General features: G+C 57.1%; 16 protein-coding genes. 11 read left to right on the top strand and 5 right to left on the bottom strand.

Annotated features, from left to right (window positions below; translation table 11 throughout):
• Positions 1–24: 24 nt before the first annotated feature.
• Positions 25–309, top strand: a complete 285-nt coding sequence (locus RRY12_05800; GenBank protein ID MEG2184170.1) for a hypothetical protein — start codon at positions 25–27, stop codon at positions 307–309.
• An 83-nt stretch (positions 310–392) separates the two neighbouring features.
• Here RRY12_05800 and RRY12_05795 read toward each other — a convergent pair whose 3' ends face one another.
• From RRY12_05795 to RRY12_05785, 3 genes are read right to left on the bottom strand one after another with little or no spacing between them, the layout of a single operon-like run.
• The gene (locus RRY12_05795) at positions 393–1,562 is read right to left on the bottom strand and encodes an aminotransferase class V-fold PLP-dependent enzyme (protein ID MEG2184169.1); all 1,170 of its coding nucleotides are present in this window, start codon (positions 1,560–1,562) and stop codon (positions 393–395) included.
• A gap of 7 nt (positions 1,563–1,569) precedes the next feature.
• Positions 1,570–2,142 (bottom strand): sulfurtransferase-like selenium metabolism protein YedF, encoded by a 573-nt coding sequence (gene yedF / locus RRY12_05790; protein ID MEG2184168.1) that lies wholly within the window; start codon positions 2,140–2,142, stop codon positions 1,570–1,572.
• 2 nt (positions 2,143–2,144) lie between these two features.
• Positions 2,145–3,797 carry a CHASE4 domain-containing protein gene (locus tag RRY12_05785; GenBank protein ID MEG2184167.1) on the bottom strand — a complete coding sequence of 551 codons (1,653 nt, stop codon included), beginning with the start codon at positions 3,795–3,797 and terminating at the stop codon, positions 2,145–2,147.
• A gap of 198 nt (positions 3,798–3,995) precedes the next feature.
• Between RRY12_05785 and RRY12_05780 the strand changes: the two genes are divergently transcribed.
• From RRY12_05780 to RRY12_05765, 4 genes are all read left to right on the top strand, one after another.
• Complete coding sequence (locus tag RRY12_05780; GenBank protein MEG2184166.1) at positions 3,996–4,823, top strand: HesA/MoeB/ThiF family protein; 828 nt, start codon at positions 3,996–3,998, stop codon at positions 4,821–4,823.
• Positions 4,820–5,827, top strand: a complete 1,008-nt coding sequence (locus RRY12_05775; GenBank protein ID MEG2184165.1) for a membrane dipeptidase — start codon at positions 4,820–4,822, stop codon at positions 5,825–5,827. Before RRY12_05780 ends, RRY12_05775 begins: the two co-directional genes overlap by 4 nt.
• 32 nt (positions 5,828–5,859) lie before the next feature.
• Entirely contained in the window at positions 5,860–6,132 is a 273-nt protein-coding gene (locus tag RRY12_05770) for a hypothetical protein (protein MEG2184164.1), read from the top strand.
• 155 nt (positions 6,133–6,287) lie between these two features.
• Positions 6,288–7,523 (top strand): hypothetical protein, encoded by a 1,236-nt coding sequence (locus RRY12_05765; GenBank protein MEG2184163.1) that lies wholly within the window; start codon positions 6,288–6,290, stop codon positions 7,521–7,523.
• Here RRY12_05765 and RRY12_05760 read toward each other — a convergent pair.
• Positions 7,520–8,062 carry a YbaK/EbsC family protein gene (locus RRY12_05760; protein MEG2184162.1) on the bottom strand — a complete coding sequence of 181 codons (543 nt, stop codon included), beginning with the start codon at positions 8,060–8,062 and terminating at the stop codon, positions 7,520–7,522. The genes RRY12_05765 and RRY12_05760 overlap by 4 nt on opposite strands.
• Positions 8,059–9,081 carry a lytic transglycosylase domain-containing protein gene (locus RRY12_05755; protein MEG2184161.1) on the bottom strand — a complete coding sequence of 341 codons (1,023 nt, stop codon included), beginning with the start codon at positions 9,079–9,081 and terminating at the stop codon, positions 8,059–8,061. The genes RRY12_05760 and RRY12_05755 overlap by 4 nt, the downstream gene beginning before the upstream one ends.
• A gap of 56 nt (positions 9,082–9,137) precedes the next feature.
• Between RRY12_05755 and RRY12_05750 the strand changes: the two genes are divergently transcribed.
• The 6 genes from RRY12_05750 to RRY12_05725 all read left to right on the top strand — a co-directional run bounded on the left by RRY12_05750 (position 9,138) and on the right by RRY12_05725 (position 14,215).
• Positions 9,138–9,992: a triphosphoribosyl-dephospho-CoA synthase gene (locus RRY12_05750; protein MEG2184160.1), complete on the top strand. Its 855-nt coding sequence runs from the start codon at positions 9,138–9,140 to the stop codon at positions 9,990–9,992.
• 86 nt (positions 9,993–10,078) lie between these two features.
• Positions 10,079–10,444, top strand: coding sequence for a helix-turn-helix transcriptional regulator (locus tag RRY12_05745; protein ID MEG2184159.1), 366 nt, complete (start codon positions 10,079–10,081; stop codon positions 10,442–10,444).
• A complete protein-coding gene (locus RRY12_05740; protein ID MEG2184158.1) occupies positions 10,428–10,895 on the top strand; it encodes an ImmA/IrrE family metallo-endopeptidase in 468 nt (155 codons plus the stop codon). The genes RRY12_05745 and RRY12_05740 overlap by 17 nt, the downstream gene beginning before the upstream one ends.
• Before the next feature lie 14 nt (positions 10,896–10,909).
• On the top strand, positions 10,910–11,860 hold the full coding sequence (locus tag RRY12_05735) for a radical SAM protein (protein ID MEG2184157.1): 951 nt from the start codon (positions 10,910–10,912) through the stop codon (positions 11,858–11,860).
• Positions 11,861–11,902: 42 nt separating this feature from the next.
• A complete protein-coding gene (locus RRY12_05730) occupies positions 11,903–13,066 on the top strand; it encodes an NADH:flavin oxidoreductase (GenBank protein ID MEG2184156.1) in 1,164 nt (387 codons plus the stop codon).
• Between the two features lie 282 nt (positions 13,067–13,348).
• Entirely contained in the window at positions 13,349–14,215 is an 867-nt protein-coding gene (locus RRY12_05725; protein MEG2184155.1) for a MurR/RpiR family transcriptional regulator, read from the top strand.
• The last annotated feature ends 115 nt before the right edge of the window (positions 14,216–14,330 follow it).

Raw genomic sequence — 14,330 nt, 5'->3', positions numbered from 1 at the left:
AAGTTGGAAAGAGGAGGCGCTTTTATGCTGGTAAATCTTATAAGTGACGCGGGTCAAGTGCGGACCGTAAAGGTCGGGTTCAGCTGGACTGTTTTTTTCTTCGGTTTTCTTGTGCCTATATGCCGCGGTGATGTGAAGTGGACCGTCATAATGTTCATAGCAAGCGTGCTGACCGTCTTCATAGCACAGTTGGTCTTCAGTTTTACATATAACGGCACCTATATCAGGGAGCTGCTCAATCAGGGCTACAGGCCGGAGGACGAATACTCAAAGGCCGTGCTGATTGCCAAGGGGTTCATAGCCGGTTAGAAGACGACAAAAAGGCGAAAACCACGTTGATCTTGCGGTTTTCGCCTTTTTTATGCTTTGGCCTGTGTTATGCCGTCAAAAATTTATTTTTTTGCGGCAAGCTCTTTTATCGCGAAAATGGCGCGATCTATCTCCTCTTCGGTGGAAAACCAGCCGGGGGAGAGGCGCAGCGCGCCCTCGGGGAAAGAGCCAAGCGTGCGGTGGGCGAGCGGCGAGCAGTGGAGGCCGGGACGGCTTTCCACTCCGTAGCGTTCGCTTAGTCTGCTTGCCAGCACGCCGTTGTCCATGCCTGCGATGTTGAAGGCGTAAACTGGCAGCCGCGGCGCCTCTTTATGAGCCGCGCCCAGCAGCCTCACTCCGTCTATTGAGAGCAGGCCCTCTTCGAGCCTGTCGCCCAACTTCTCTTCGCGTTTTTTTATTTTGTCGACGCCGGTTGCTTCGATCCATTCAAGCGCGGCGTCAAGCCCCGCGATCCCAGGCAGGTTCGGCGTTCCGGCCTCGAATTTGTCCGGCATCGCTACGGGCTGCGTCTCCTCGTGGGAGAGGCTGCCCGTACCGCCTACTATGAACGGCGAGCATTTTTCCGCAAACTCCGGGTTCCACACTATGCCGCCTGTGCCCTGCGGCCCGAAAAGCCCCTTGTGCCCGGTGAAGCAGATCGCAGCGACGCCGAGGGCCTCCGCGTCTATTGGCAGCAGACCGCCGGTCTGCGCGCAGTCAAGCACGAGCGGCACGCCGCGGCGCGCGCATATCTGGGCGGCCTCTTCGATGGGCTGCACCGAGCCGCATACGTTGCTGCAGTGCGTCATTATTACGAGGTCCGTATCTTCAAAGAGCGCTTCGCTGAGCGCGTGTGGGTCGAGATAGCCTTTTAAGCTGCATTGCAGGACGTTCACAAAGGCGCCGTTTTGCTGCGCCTCCCGCAGCGGGCGAATGACGGAGTTATGTTCGACCGAGGTGGTTACGACGCGCATCCCCGGCTTCACAAAGCCCTTTATGACAATATTCAGCGAATGCGTGACGTTTGTGGTGAGCGTCACGTATTTCGGGTTTGCCTTGGCGTAGCCGCCAAAGAGCGCAGCCGCCTTCGCGCGCGCCGTAAAGAGCACGTCGAGGCTTTTTAGGTCGCGTTCCGAGGCCGAGCCTCGCGCGGCGTTTGCGCCGCCGTCGGTCATAAAATCAAAAACCGCCTTTGCGACGCACTCCGGCTTCGGCCAGGTCGTCGCGGCGTTGTTCAGATAGATTTTTGCCATCCTTGCCTTACCCGAGCACTATGGATTTTTCCGCGCCAAATACCGCTTCGGTTATCTCAAACATGTTTGAGATAACTCCGGCCCCGATTTTATCCGTAATGCCGAAATGATTAGTGCAGGTGCCGCAGACGAGTATCTTTACGCCGCGCGCCTCCAGCTCCTTCAGCGAATCGCAGGCGGAAGAGGAAGGCAGCGCAAGCTTTACGCCTTCGTTCATCAAAGCGACTGCGGAAGGTGGGACGTCCGCCTTAACGAGCGTCCCAATGTAGGCCTTCATCAGCACCTCGCCGAGGCCGTCGGAGGCGGCTCCCAGCTTGTCGGATGTAAGCAGCGCCGCCGTAGTTTTTTTACGGGCTGCGGGCGCCGCTTTGGAATTTTTCACGCCGGCTACGTAAAAGCCATCTGCCGTATCTTCGCGCCTTGTCTCGTAGCCGCGGCTTTCAAAAAAGCGCGTCACGTTCGCTACTGCGACCTCGTTGTCCACGCAGACTCGTATATTTTCCGTGCCCCTATCGGCCTCGTCCTTAACCAGCAGGACGGGCTTCGGACATTCAAGTTTTCTTGCGTCAAGCTCAACCATTTTTATTTTTTCTCCTTAGTTATGAAGGCGATGAATTTTTCGACGAGCTGCGGGTCGAGCCTCTTGCCGCCCATCTCGCGCAGCCGTTCTATTACCTCGTCGTCCTGAGGCAGACGTCTTCCCGGCCACGGGCGCGTCATTTCGTTCCACGCGTCAACGATGGCGAATATCCTTGCCGCTACGGGGATGGAGCTGCCGGAGAGCCCCTGAGGGTAGCCCGAGCCGTCCCAGTTTTCATTCCAGGCGTAGACCATCGTGGAGGCCGGACGAAGAAGCTCGACCTCTTCGAGGAAGTCTTTTGATTTGATCGGGTATTTTTTGAACTCGCGCTCTTCAGAGGGCGTAAGACGCGAGGTCTTGTTCCTTATAGAGAACGGCAGAGCGAGCATGCCTATGCGGCTGAAGAGAGCGCCGGAGTAGACGTAGATAAGCTCTTCTTCGTGCATATCAAGCGCGGCCGCAAAATCGCGGGTCGTCGCCGCGCAGCGCGTGATGGCGGCGCGGAACTTTTCGTCGCCCGGCGAGAAGGCCGTAGCTATGTCTTCGAGAGTCTTTGTGCAGACTCTGCGCCCCGCCTCTGTGAAGCGTTTGTAGACGGCTATGGTGATGTCGTCGGCCCACGCCTTTTCGCCCTGCTTGAAGTCGAAGAAGGCCATGCAGTCGTTTAGCGTGCGCTGCATACTGCCTATTTCGTCTTTCTTGCCGTCGATGGTGATGTGGCGCACGTTGACCGTCTCGTCGCGTATCATCTCTATCTCTTTCTGGAGCCGCTTCATCCTGTTGGTGACCTGGTACTTCATAAAGAGACCGAAGATGTAGACGATGACGAGCGCTATGAGCCCAAGCACCATGAAGAGCCTTTGCAGCTGCTTGTCGGCGGATTTTATGTCGACTTTGGGCGCGATGCCCGATATCCAGAAGGCGGGAGTGCCTGCGTGGTCGCGGACCAGTATCTTGCCCGTTATGAAGGAATTGCGCCGCACGTTGTCAATGATGGTAAGGGGCAGGTCGTCTTTTGCGTTCTTGTGATCCACCGGTTCTACGGCGAAGGTGAATTGCAGATTGCGCCCGATCGTGTGTATCATCTTCTGCGAGAAGGCCATCGTCACAATGAGGTAGCCGGCCCCTGGTCCGCTCTTGTCGGAGCGCAGTATGCGCTTCACGGAGAAGAGGATTGGCTCGCCGCCCTTCATCACGATGCCGCTTGTGCCGTCGTCGGGGAGGTTGGCTAAAAGGTCCTCGCCGTCGTGACTGAAGAGCGCCTCGTATTCGCTTTCTGGCGACGATTGGTCGTCAGGCGCGCTGTAGTCGCGGAAGAGCTTGACCTTGTAATCGTCGTTCAGGAATATCATGGAGGAGATGCCGATCTCGGTGAGCACGGAACGGTTGAGGTATGAGTTGGGATAGTCGGGATTTGTCCCGCGCATGTATTCCCAGCTCTTGTCTGAATAGGCCCAGTTGCCGGCGATCGCCGAAAGAGTGCGGGCCTCGCCTTTGAGCGTCACCATCGCGCGTGAAAGGTCGCGCGCCATTCGTTCCCTGTCCGTCTGCGCCGCGGAGTCGATCAAAAAGTTGCTAAAAATTACGTCTAAAAGTAATAATATCGATAATAGAATGACTCCAAGAAAAAATTGTGATTTACACCTGAGCGTCATCTGCATCCCTCCTGAACTGTCTTGACCATAGTAGAGCCGTCATTTATGCCTTATATTTTAACAGAATATTGTAAAAATCAGGCAAGAAAAAAGACGGTTTTTACCGCAATAATTGTGTAAAGCGGCATATTTATGCGGTAAAATATGAATCGCGGCGCGAAGGCGCCGAAAAATAGAAAAATAAGCGGGGGAGCTGCCGTGCCGGAAGGATTTCTAAACTATATAAAAGACTATGCGCAGACAAGCGGCGGTCTCTTGGTTGTTCCATTTAAACGATGCCGCGAGGCCGCGGCGCGCTTTGGACTGTCGCCGCGCGCGGCGGAGGCCTTGGCGCTTCGCGGCGGCCTCTGCCCTTCGCGCTACGCGCGAAACATAGGCGTCATAGGCATGGAGGGGCAGGCGCGTCTTCTTGAGTCGGCCGCGGCCGTAGCCGGCTGCGGGGGCCTCGGCGGCTGGATCGTCGAGATGCTGGCGCGCGCCGGGGTGGGGCGTCTTATTTTGATAGACGGAGACTCCTTCGACGATAATAATTTAAACAGGCAGCTCTACTGTGACGAGGAAAACATCGGAGCTTCAAAGGCGGAGGCCGCCGCCGCGCGCGTGAGGCGCGTCAACGGAGCGGTAGAGGCGGTGGCGCGTCCTCTTTATATAAACGAAGAAAACGGCAGGGAGCTGCTTGCCGGGGCGAGTGCTGCGGTGGACGCGCTTGACGGCAACGACGCCCGGGGCGCGCTTTTTAAAGCCTGCCGCGAACTTGATATCCCCTTCGTGCACGGGGCAGTGGCCGGCTTTTACGGAGAGGCCGCGGTGCTTGCGCCGCAGGACCGCCCCGTGTGGGAGCTGACTGGCGCGCCCGACCGCGGCATAGAGCTGTCAACTGGCAATCCGCCTTTTATCCCGCCCTTTATAGCGGCGGTACAGGCGTGCGAAACTATAAAAATACTCGCCGGGCTTGAAGGGCGGTTGGAACATTCTTTGCTCTGGTTCGACCTAAAGCGGTGCGACATGCAGAGGCTGAAAATATGACGAAAAAAAATACGGTTCCAATCGTTCTCGACGCTCACTATGACCTTTTGATGGATGTGCTGCTCTTTCGCCTGCGCGGAGAGCGGAGCGTGCTTGAACGCAGATTTTTGCCCGACCTTCGCGCGGGCGGCGTGAACGCGCTCGTCTGTTCTGTCTTCATCGACGACGCCTATGTACCGGAGGGCGCTCTGCGCAACGCGTTGGATCAAATATCGGCCTTTTACGCCGACCTTGAAGATTCCCCCTCGTTCATGCTCTGCAAAAGCGCGCGCGAGTGCCGGGAGGCCGCGGCCTCTGGAAAAATTGCGATGTTCCTTTCTCTCGAAGGCGCGGAGCCGCTCGGCCGCGACCTGCTGCTGCTTGATATTTTTTACCGGCTGGGTGTGCGTATGCTGGGCCTTGCGTGGTCGCGCAGGAACTACGCCTGCGACGGGATCTCGTTCCTGCCACGGACGGCGGGCAGCTTTGAAGGTTCGCTTACGGACTTCGGGCGCGAACTTGTCTGCCGCGCGATGGCGCTTGGCATGATAATAGACGTGAGCCACTTGAACGACGCCGGCATAAGCGAGATCGCGGAGATGACGGACGCGCCCTATATCGCCTCCCACTCAAACTGCCGCGCCCTCTGCGCGTCGCCGCGAAACCTTTCGGACGCGCAGATGAAAGAGCTTGCCGCGCACGGCGGCGTCATGGGAATGAACGCCTTCGGCCCGTTTGCGGCGAGCGGGCGTGAAGAACGGAACGCGGAGGCTCTGCTTAAGCACCTGGACCGGGTGGTGCGCATTTGCGGGGCCGCACACGCGGGGCTTGGCTTCGACCTTTGCAGCGGCCTTGAAGCATTGAAAGCGGGATATTCGCCCGACGGAGATACAGACCTCTTTGCGAGCCACGCGGAGGCGCGCGCGAAATTTATAGACGAGGTGCGCGCAAGATACACAGAAGAGGAAGCGGCTGCAATACTTGGTGAAAATTTCATGCGCGTCATCGACGCGGTATTGAAATAGCGGAGGTAAAATGGCAAAGGAGCTTTTGCGCGATGTGCGAAAATCATAAATATCCGCTCGTGCTCTACGAAGAGACTGGCTGCGGCCAATCCATGTGGATAGGGAACTTTCCAGCACTGAACGGCTGCTGGGTCGAAGGCGAAAGCCGCGAAGAGGTGCTTGAAAAAGCTCCCTTCGTGCTGCGCGCCTTTATCGACGCCTGCGCCGCGACGGGATGGCCCATGCCCCCATCTCCCGATATCCGGGAACTTTTGGCGGCGGAGGCGGGGGAAGTCGCAGTAATAGAAGCGGCGCCAGCCGTATAAAAACAACAGGAGGCCGAACAATTCGAGATTATCACGCAAGACATGGAGCGCTGAGGTTTGCTCTGCCGTCGTTTCTAGGCATCATCATATTTCTGGTCCCGTTTCCGATAGGTTTTGAGACAAATACGCTGATAGGCCACGCGAAGGAACATCTGATGGGAATGTTAGTCGGATATTTTCCGCTCATCGTCACAGGGCTTGCCTTCTGCGCGGCGGCGCTCGCCTGCGCGGAAAAGTTTTTTCGCCCGCGCTGGATAACGGAAGACCCGCTGCTGCACGAAAACTTTGACGGCGGCGCGGTGTGGCTTGCCGTGCGCATTTTTGCCTTTCCGACGGCGCTCTTCGTCTGGCTTGGCTCCGCGCGCTATATCGGCACGGCGGGAGCTGTGGGGCAGTTTGCCGCAAGCGCGTCTCTTATGGTCAATCACGTTGCGCCGCGGCTCATAGTGCTTGCCTTTTTGCTTGGTATATTCGCTCCGCTTATCATGAACTTCGGGCTGGTGCAGTTCATCGCGGTCTACGCAAGCCCCGTGATGAGGCCGCTCTTTCGGATACCGGGCCGCTCCGCGGTGGACTGCGTAGCCTCGTGGCTCGGCAGCAGCTCGATGGCCGTCGTCTTTACGGCGCGGATGTACGACGCGGGCTTTTATACGGCAAAAGAGGCCGCCTCCATCGTATGCAGCTTTTCGCTGGCAGGTATATACAACATCTATGCTATAGCGGAACTGTTTGACATGGAAAATGCCTTTTTAAAGATACTTGCCGTCGTCTATTCGTCCATGATAGCGCTCGCCGTGGTCATGCCGCGTATATGGCCGCTTTCTGCGGTGAGCGACAGCTACTATAAGGGGCGCGACAACTACAGGCCCCACCGCGCCGAAGATAGGCACGGACGCACCTTGTTTCAGCTGGCGCTGCTGCGCGGCGCGTCAAGAGCGCGCCATGCGACGCTGCGCTCCTACGCGCACGAGAGCCTTACGATAATCTACAGCCTGCTGCTCGGCACGGTGCCGCTCATGATAACCTTCGGCACGCTGTCGGTGCTCATTGCGGAGGGCGCGGGGCTGACGTCGCTCCTGGCCGCTCCGCTTGCCGCGCTTTTGTCCGCAGCCGGCGCGGTTGAAAGCAGCATAATAGCATCGGCTGCGGTATTTTCGTTTGTAGACCAGTTTTTAGCCGTCACATACGGAAGGCTGCTTCTGTCGGAGCAGTCGCGTTTCATCTGTATATGCCTCTCAGTAATAGGACTCGTCAATATAACGGAGGTCGGCCTTCACGTGTGGCATTCAAACATTCCTCTGCGTTTCTGGCAGATGGGGGCAGTCTATGTGATAAGGATAGTGCTCTCTATTGTGATAGTTGTTCCGGCCGCGCGGCTGCTCTTTCCCTAGTCTTTTTTGATAGCGGCTTTTACGCCGTTTGTGACGCGCAGCAGCTCGTCGGGCGATATCGGGAAAAAGGCGTGATCTGTGCCCGCCGCGGCCCACACAGTGTCGTAGAGGAAAAGGTCCTCGTCAAGCAGCGTCACGGGCTGCTGCGGATAGCCCACCGGAGGCACGCCGCCGGGTTTGAAGCCGGACCACAGCTCGCATTCATCCGCGCCCGCAAACGACAGGTGCGAGAGGCTGAGCAGTTTTTTTATTTTTTTCGTCTCAACGCGGTTCACGCCGGACATCAGAGCGAGCGCGAAGCTCTTTCCGTGATTTGCGCGCAAAAGAATGCTTTTTAATATCTCCGGCTCCGGCGCGCCCACCGCGACAGAGGCGTCCGCCACTGTGAATATCGTAGCCTCGGTATGTATTATGGGCGCTTCGCTCTTTGCTTTGCGCAAAAAGGCCGCCACCTTCGCTACAGGGTCAAAGCCATCCGCGCCTAAATTTTTTTCGGTTGTTTCCTTGGTTGTTTCGTTTCCTTTATCTTCGCACATCATCTGTTCCTGCCCTCCGTTATTATTTCGCGCCGCGTGTTTTGCGCGCTGCGCCTTGTGAAGTCCGGTTTCTCCTCGGCGTGTCTAAAGAATGAGCCGCCGTCTTCCGCGCACGGCGAACTCTCCGCGTATATTTCTATGTTTGCGAGCACCGACTTCACGTATTCCCTCGTTTGTACGTAAGGGATGCTTTCTATCCACTCCACCCATTCGCAGGAGGCCGTCGGCTGCCAGCGCGACACGGCGGAGGCTCCAGCGTTGTAGGCCGCCACCGCGAGCGGCAGGTTTCCTTTGAAATGTTTTTTTAAATGCAGAAGGTGCGCCGCGCCTAGCATGACGTTATGCGTCGGCGTGTATGGAGTAAGGCTCTCGTCTTTGAGCCTGGCCGCCGCCTCCTTTGCCGTAAAGGGCATAAGCTGCATCAGCCCGACCGCGCCGGAGCGGCTCACAGCGTCCGCGTTGAACTTGCTCTCCTGAAGGATTACAGCCCAGAGGATGTTTTTTGAAAGGCCGGTGGCGCTTGAGGCTGCCAGCACCTCCTTTTCCCATTTTCGCGGATAGGCGGAAGAACGCGCCGCCGCTCTCACCGCGGCGGAAAGTTGCGGGTATCTGCCGTCGTAGGAGAGCACGAGGCTGTAGAAGCTCAAAGGGCTGCGAAGTGCGAGTATCGAGGCAAGCTGCGAGGCGCGTTCGTGGCGCCCCTCTTTTTCAAGAGCGCGTATCCGCCAGTAATAAAATTTTGGAAAACGCGTGTAAAAGGGAGAGAGCGCCGGGTTTGCGTCCCAGCATTGAAGCGCTTGTGCCGGCGCGCCGGAGCGCCAAGCGGCCCACCCTCTTTGCCACTCACGCGAGGCGCTTTCGTTTACCGCATTGCACAGCTGCGCCGCCCCGGCGCACAAAACAAAGAGCGCGACGCATAAGACGGGCGCAAAAAAATACCGGTCCGCGCAGGACTTGCGCGGGCGCTTCATTTGAGCTATTTTAGAGAAAATATATTTTGCCCCGGAGGGGATAAAGTGCATTATTTGGCGGCTCCTTACAACATAATAAACTTAGAAAAGTATGATTCAGAACCGTCATGAAGTCAAGCGTCATTAAAGCTCTTTCGGAGGCCGCGCACCGCGCTGCCCTCTGCGAGGTCATGACCTCGCCAAAGCCCGGGCTGGTCGACGCCTTTGGAAACGGCTGCCATGAAGATATGGACTGCAAACTGTTTATAAAAAGCGCGGAGGCGATTGCGCCGTTTTGGATGCAGCAGGCGCAGACAGGCGCGGCGCGCGGCGAACCTGCGCGCATGATGCAGGAACTGCGCGCCGCGGGCGTCCAGATGGAACGCGCCATGCTTTGCGCGACGGGCGGCGTGAACACTCACAAGGGCCTTATATACCTTTTGTCGCTCCTCGTCTGCGGAGCGGCCGCCGCATTTTCCGCTGGGGAATATTCGCCGCGTCTTGCGGCGCGCGAGGCCGCGTCTTTTGCGGCCGGCTCCGTTGAACGCGAACTTGCGCCTCTTTTGACAAAGCCGCGCGCGCGGCTTTCAAACGGCGAGCGGCTCTTTGTCGAGCACGGCGTCACCGGAGCGCGCGGAGAGGCCGCGCACGGATTTCCCTCCGTCGTAGACTGCGGCCTTCCGGAGCTTGGAGCGGCGCTCCTGCGCGGCGCGCAGCTCAACGACGCCGGGCTTTCCGCCCTGCTTTCAATGATGGGCGTCTGCGAGGACAGCAACGTCATGCACCGTGGCGGCTTTGAATACTGGCAAAACGAGTACCGCGCCGACGCGCTCGCCGTACGCGCCGCCTTTGACGCGGGCTTTTGCGGATACGCGCCGCTTTATGCGATGGAGGCGCGCTTTCTGCCACGGCGTATAAGCCCGGGCGGTGCCGCTGACCTTCTGAGCTGCGTCTATTTTTTTAATTTCTGCTCGGATATATAATCTATCAGTTGTCAAAAGAAATATTATGTAGTAATATCAATAATATTGCACAACATAAATCCAAAATTGAAAGGAAGCCTGTCATTATGAGTCTAGGAAACAGGATCAAAGCTCTTCGCAGGGCGCAGCATCTGACACAGCAAAAGCTTGCGGAGAAGGTAGAGGTAAGCCGTATCTACGTACAGGCGCTTGAAAGCAACAGGCGTCTTCCTTCAATGAAACTTCTTCAAAAACTTGCGCCTGCGCTCGACGTTGAGGTCTCCGACCTTTTGATGGACCTTTCGTCGCCCGACAAGCCCGGCCGCGTGCAGCTTGAATCAATGCTGGACAACGGAGAGCTCGAAATCTGGTATCGCAGCAAAAAACTGAGCGAGACAGAGCTTCGCAGGGTCTACCGTGTCATTGAAGCCGCGCTTGATGACTGGGACGAAGAGGATGCTTCCGGGAAATAACGAAAAATTTTTCGACGAGGAAATCTCCGTCTCTTCCGGCTGCGGCGAAATCGAAGAATTTCCGCTTCCTCCCGAATCTATACCGCAGTGGGCCGCTCAAGAGGCGGCGCACTGGCAGAGGCTCGGCGAGTTTGAGCTGTTGGCCGAAGCGGAAGAACGGACTGGACTTACTTTAGAATTAAAATACGCCGACCTCCCGTCAAGCGTATGGGGCATACACCTCGTCCGCCGCGAGCGCGGCCGCATCTTCATAAACACTCGGCTGCCGCTTTTGTGGAGGCGTTTTGCGATTTTCCATGAGCTTTATCATCTGCTCAACGACACGAAGGGCGCGAAATTCTGGTCCCACGCCTGCGTCTCTATGGAAAGCTTCGAAAACAGGGCCGACCTTTTCGCTTGGGCGGCGCTGTGGCCGGAGTGGGAAGAAAACCAATACTGTGACTGGAATTAAGGCTTGACGAAAAAATGACCGTTTTAAAAAAAATGCCCTTCTTTCTGCCCTTCGCGGGGTGCAGAGGGCAGTGCGTATACTGCAATCAGAGGGCCATCACCGGAGTGACGGAGACGCCGCCGCCCGACTATGTGCGCGCGCGCCTGTCGGAGCTTGACGCACCGCGCGAGGTCTGCTTCTTCGGAGGCTCCTTCTGCCGTTTTGAAGCTGAAACAATAAAAAAATATCTGGACGCGGTCACCGAGTGCGCGCCGGCCGGAAGCACGATAAGATTCTCCACCTACCCAGGGGATCTGAGCTGCGACGAGCTGCGCGCGCTCGTTCTGCGCTATCCCGTCTCGCGCGTCGAGCTGGGCATCCCCACGCTGGACCCGCGTGTGCTTGCAGCCTGCAAACGTGAGGCCGATCCTGAGAAAATTTTCAAAGACATCTCCATATTAAAGCGCGAAGGCCTCCCCATCGGAGTGCAGATGATGATAGGCCTGCCTGGACAGACGAAGGCAAGCAGCCTCCTTGACCTTAAAAAACTTGCCGAATTAAAAGGCGCCGACAGTTGGGAGCTGCGCCTCTATCCCTGCCTGGTAATAAAGGGCACGGAGCTTCAGCTCCTCTGCGAAAGCGGCGCCTTCACGCCGCTTTCCGTGAAAGAGGCGGCGCTTTGGGGTGGAGAATTTATAGAGCTCGCGCTTGAACTGGGCTTCGTTCCGATAAGGATAGGCCTTCAGGAGACAGAGTCTCTTGCGGAAGAGACCGCGTCCGGGCCGCGCCATCCGGCGCTTGGCGAGCTTATATTGGCGGAGGCGTCGGCGCGCGCCCTGGTAAAAGCAACGCCGGACGGCCCGTGGTCAGTCCCGAAAAAAGATCGCTCAAAATTTACCGGACATGGAAAATTCGGCATCAAGCGGCTCGCGCTGCACGCGGGCATTAGCGAAGAGAGAGCGGCTGCGCTATTGTCATTTATCTGACGCCGCGGCTTCATAAAATCAGCACAGAAAGGTAATCAAAAAATGAAAGAAAATAACGATATAACGGCTATAAGGCAGTTGTTTTTGCCATTCGACAATAAAGTCTTTCCAGTACGCAACCGCTTCGTGCGCTCAGCCACATGGCTTGGTGTATGCGACGAAGCGACGGGGCGCATAACCGACCTCGCCGTTTCGCGTCAGGCCGAGGCGGCCGCCGGCGGCGCGGGCGTCGTCATCTCCGAGTTTGCCTACGTCAGCCGCGAGGGCCGGGCCGCGCCGCGTCAGTGGGGGCTTGATTCCGACGAGGCTGTGGCCGACGTGCGCCTGCTTGCGGAGGCCGTCCATAGGGCCGGTTCAAAGCTCGTCGTGCAGATATGCCACGCGGGAGCCGCGAAGCTTGCCGGCAATGAAACAGACGCACTCGCGCTTTCGCCAAGCGGCGAGCCCTATCCGGGAGCGTCATGCACCTCGGCCGCCATGAGCGAAGAGGAGATAAAAAAAGTCACGGAAGAATTTGCGAAGGCCGCCGCGCGCGTCAAAGAGGGCGGCGCCGACGGCGTTGAGATACACGGCGCGCACGGCTATCTGCTGACGCAGTTTATGTCGCCGCTCTTAAACAAGCGCACGGACGCCTACGGCGGCAGCGATGAGAACAGAAGCCGCTTCATGCGCGAGGTCTGTCTGGCCGTGCGCCGCGCGGTCGGGCCGGAATTTTCCGTCTGGCTCAAAATAAGCGCGGAAGAGGGGACGCCCGGCGGCTACGGCGCGCGCGAGGGCGTAAAAGCGGCGCTTTCAATGATAGAGGCCGGCGTAGAGGTCATAGAGGTCTCCTCCGGCACATCCTATTCCGAGGCTCACCGCAGTCCAAACATGGTAGGAGTATCTGCCGGAGACTCAGAGGCTCCCTTTGCGGAATACGCGAAAGCCATCCGCGAAAAGGCCCCTAAAGATTCGCTTGTCGTCCTCACGGGCGGCCTGCGCTCGCTGCCCGTCATCGCCGCTCTCTTTACGGCGGGCGACGCGGACCTTTTCGGCCTAAGCCGCCCCTTCATAGCGGAGCCGGATCTTATAAACCGCTGGGCGGAGGAAGATTCGCGGCCTTCGGCCTGCTTCTCCTGCAACGCCTGTTCCAGAACCGCGGCCACAGGCGCCGTCACCTGCCCGATAATGAGGGATAAGCATGAGGGAGACTGGGATCCGCTTTAAAAAACACTTTCTCGCCGGGCTGTGAATATTTGACGATGAAGCGTCCGCGGAGCGCAAAGGGCGTTCTCCGGACGCTTCGTTTATATATCATATATTTATACCTTCGATAGAATATCCTTTTTTACGCTTATTATTTTGTAAACCTGCACGAAATAAAATACTCTTCGGTTGACAACTTTTATTTTTCTAACTAAACTTCATTATACGCGCTGAAGGGTATTTTTATTGACTTGACAGCATCGCATAAATAGATTCTTAAGAGATGTTTAAGGAGTGTATTAGATGGACAGCACACAACTGCAGAACCTTCTGATGGAAAAGGCGCACACTATGCCTAACAAGGCGCGCCGCGTGGCGGAATACCTGCTCGCTAACATGCGTGAGGCGTCGTTCCGCTCGATAGGCGACATTGCGGACGAATTGAAGGTCTCAAAGGCTCAGCTCGTGCGCGTCGCGCAGATGCTTGGCTTCTCCGGCTACGCGGAGCTTAAGGCCTGCCTGCAAAAGACGATACTCGAACAGATCAACCCTGCGGCGCTTCTTGCGCGCGCGGTCGATTCAAACGACGAGTTCCCCGAAAGCGTTTTCAAAGCGGAGCACGCGAACCTCGACGACACGATGGCGCAGCTCACCAAGGCCGAGACAGACCGCTTCAATGAGATAATAAAGGGCGCGAACAACATCTACTGTATCGGCTGGGGCATCTCTTCGCTCGTAATGGAGCTGATGCAGATGCGCCTTACGATAATGGGCTGCCGCGCGATAATGTGCCGCAGGGGCGCGCTTTCCCTTTGGGAGCAGGTGCGCGCAGTCCGCGAGGGCGACGTCGTTATCGTCTGCGAGCTTCCCAGCTACGCGGTGGAAGTTACTGAATCTGTGGAAATAGCGCACAGAAACGGAGCTAAAATAATTTCGATGACAGACAGCGCGGCCGCGCCAGTCTGCCGTTTCGCCGAATTACAGCTCAACGTCTCCGCGAACAGCCCCACCTTCGGCAGCAGCATCATCGGCCCCGTCTTCTTGACGCATGTGCTCACCTCGTCGCTCGCCGTCTCGCTCGGAGCTGATGCGAAGCGCTCATTTGACGAGCAGGCGCAGTTCCTGCACGACGAAAGGATTTTCCACCCGATTTTCGGCCTGAGATATTAAAATATCCGCCGCATTTCTCATCGAGATAAATAAATATAATAAGGAGTTCCGGCGCGATAAATGCCGGAACTCCTTATTATTTACTAACTTTAATATATTAAATTTTCCATAATTG

The organism is Cloacibacillus sp., assembly GCA_036655895.1.
Taxonomy (GTDB): domain Bacteria; phylum Synergistota; class Synergistia; order Synergistales; family Synergistaceae; genus JAVVPF01.
This window is presented reverse-complemented; position numbering and strand designations above follow the sequence as displayed.

Coding starts and splice junctions, on each gene's coding strand:
- RRY12_05800 (MEG2184170.1), top strand. CDS start 25: ATGCTGGTAAATCTTATAAGTGACGCGGGTCAAGTGCGGACCGTAAAG.
- RRY12_05795 (MEG2184169.1), bottom strand. CDS start 1,562: ATGGCAAAAATCTATCTGAACAACGCCGCGACGACCTGGCCGAAGCCG.
- yedF (MEG2184168.1), bottom strand. CDS start 2,142: ATGGTTGAGCTTGACGCAAGAAAACTTGAATGTCCGAAGCCCGTCCTG.
- RRY12_05785 (MEG2184167.1), bottom strand. CDS start 3,797: ATGACGCTCAGGTGTAAATCACAATTTTTTCTTGGAGTCATTCTATTA.
- RRY12_05775 (MEG2184165.1), top strand. CDS start 4,820: ATGACGAAAAAAAATACGGTTCCAATCGTTCTCGACGCTCACTATGAC.
- RRY12_05770 (MEG2184164.1), top strand. CDS start 5,860: ATGTGCGAAAATCATAAATATCCGCTCGTGCTCTACGAAGAGACTGGC.
- RRY12_05765 (MEG2184163.1), top strand. CDS start 6,288: ATGGGAATGTTAGTCGGATATTTTCCGCTCATCGTCACAGGGCTTGCC.
- RRY12_05760 (MEG2184162.1), bottom strand. CDS start 8,062: ATGATGTGCGAAGATAAAGGAAACGAAACAACCAAGGAAACAACCGAA.
- RRY12_05755 (MEG2184161.1), bottom strand. CDS start 9,081: ATGCACTTTATCCCCTCCGGGGCAAAATATATTTTCTCTAAAATAGCT.
- RRY12_05750 (MEG2184160.1), top strand. CDS start 9,138: ATGAAGTCAAGCGTCATTAAAGCTCTTTCGGAGGCCGCGCACCGCGCT.
- RRY12_05745 (MEG2184159.1), top strand. CDS start 10,079: ATGAGTCTAGGAAACAGGATCAAAGCTCTTCGCAGGGCGCAGCATCTG.
- RRY12_05740 (MEG2184158.1), top strand. CDS start 10,428: ATGCTTCCGGGAAATAACGAAAAATTTTTCGACGAGGAAATCTCCGTC.
- RRY12_05735 (MEG2184157.1), top strand. CDS start 10,910: ATGACCGTTTTAAAAAAAATGCCCTTCTTTCTGCCCTTCGCGGGGTGC.
- RRY12_05730 (MEG2184156.1), top strand. CDS start 11,903: ATGAAAGAAAATAACGATATAACGGCTATAAGGCAGTTGTTTTTGCCA.
- RRY12_05725 (MEG2184155.1), top strand. CDS start 13,349: ATGGACAGCACACAACTGCAGAACCTTCTGATGGAAAAGGCGCACACT.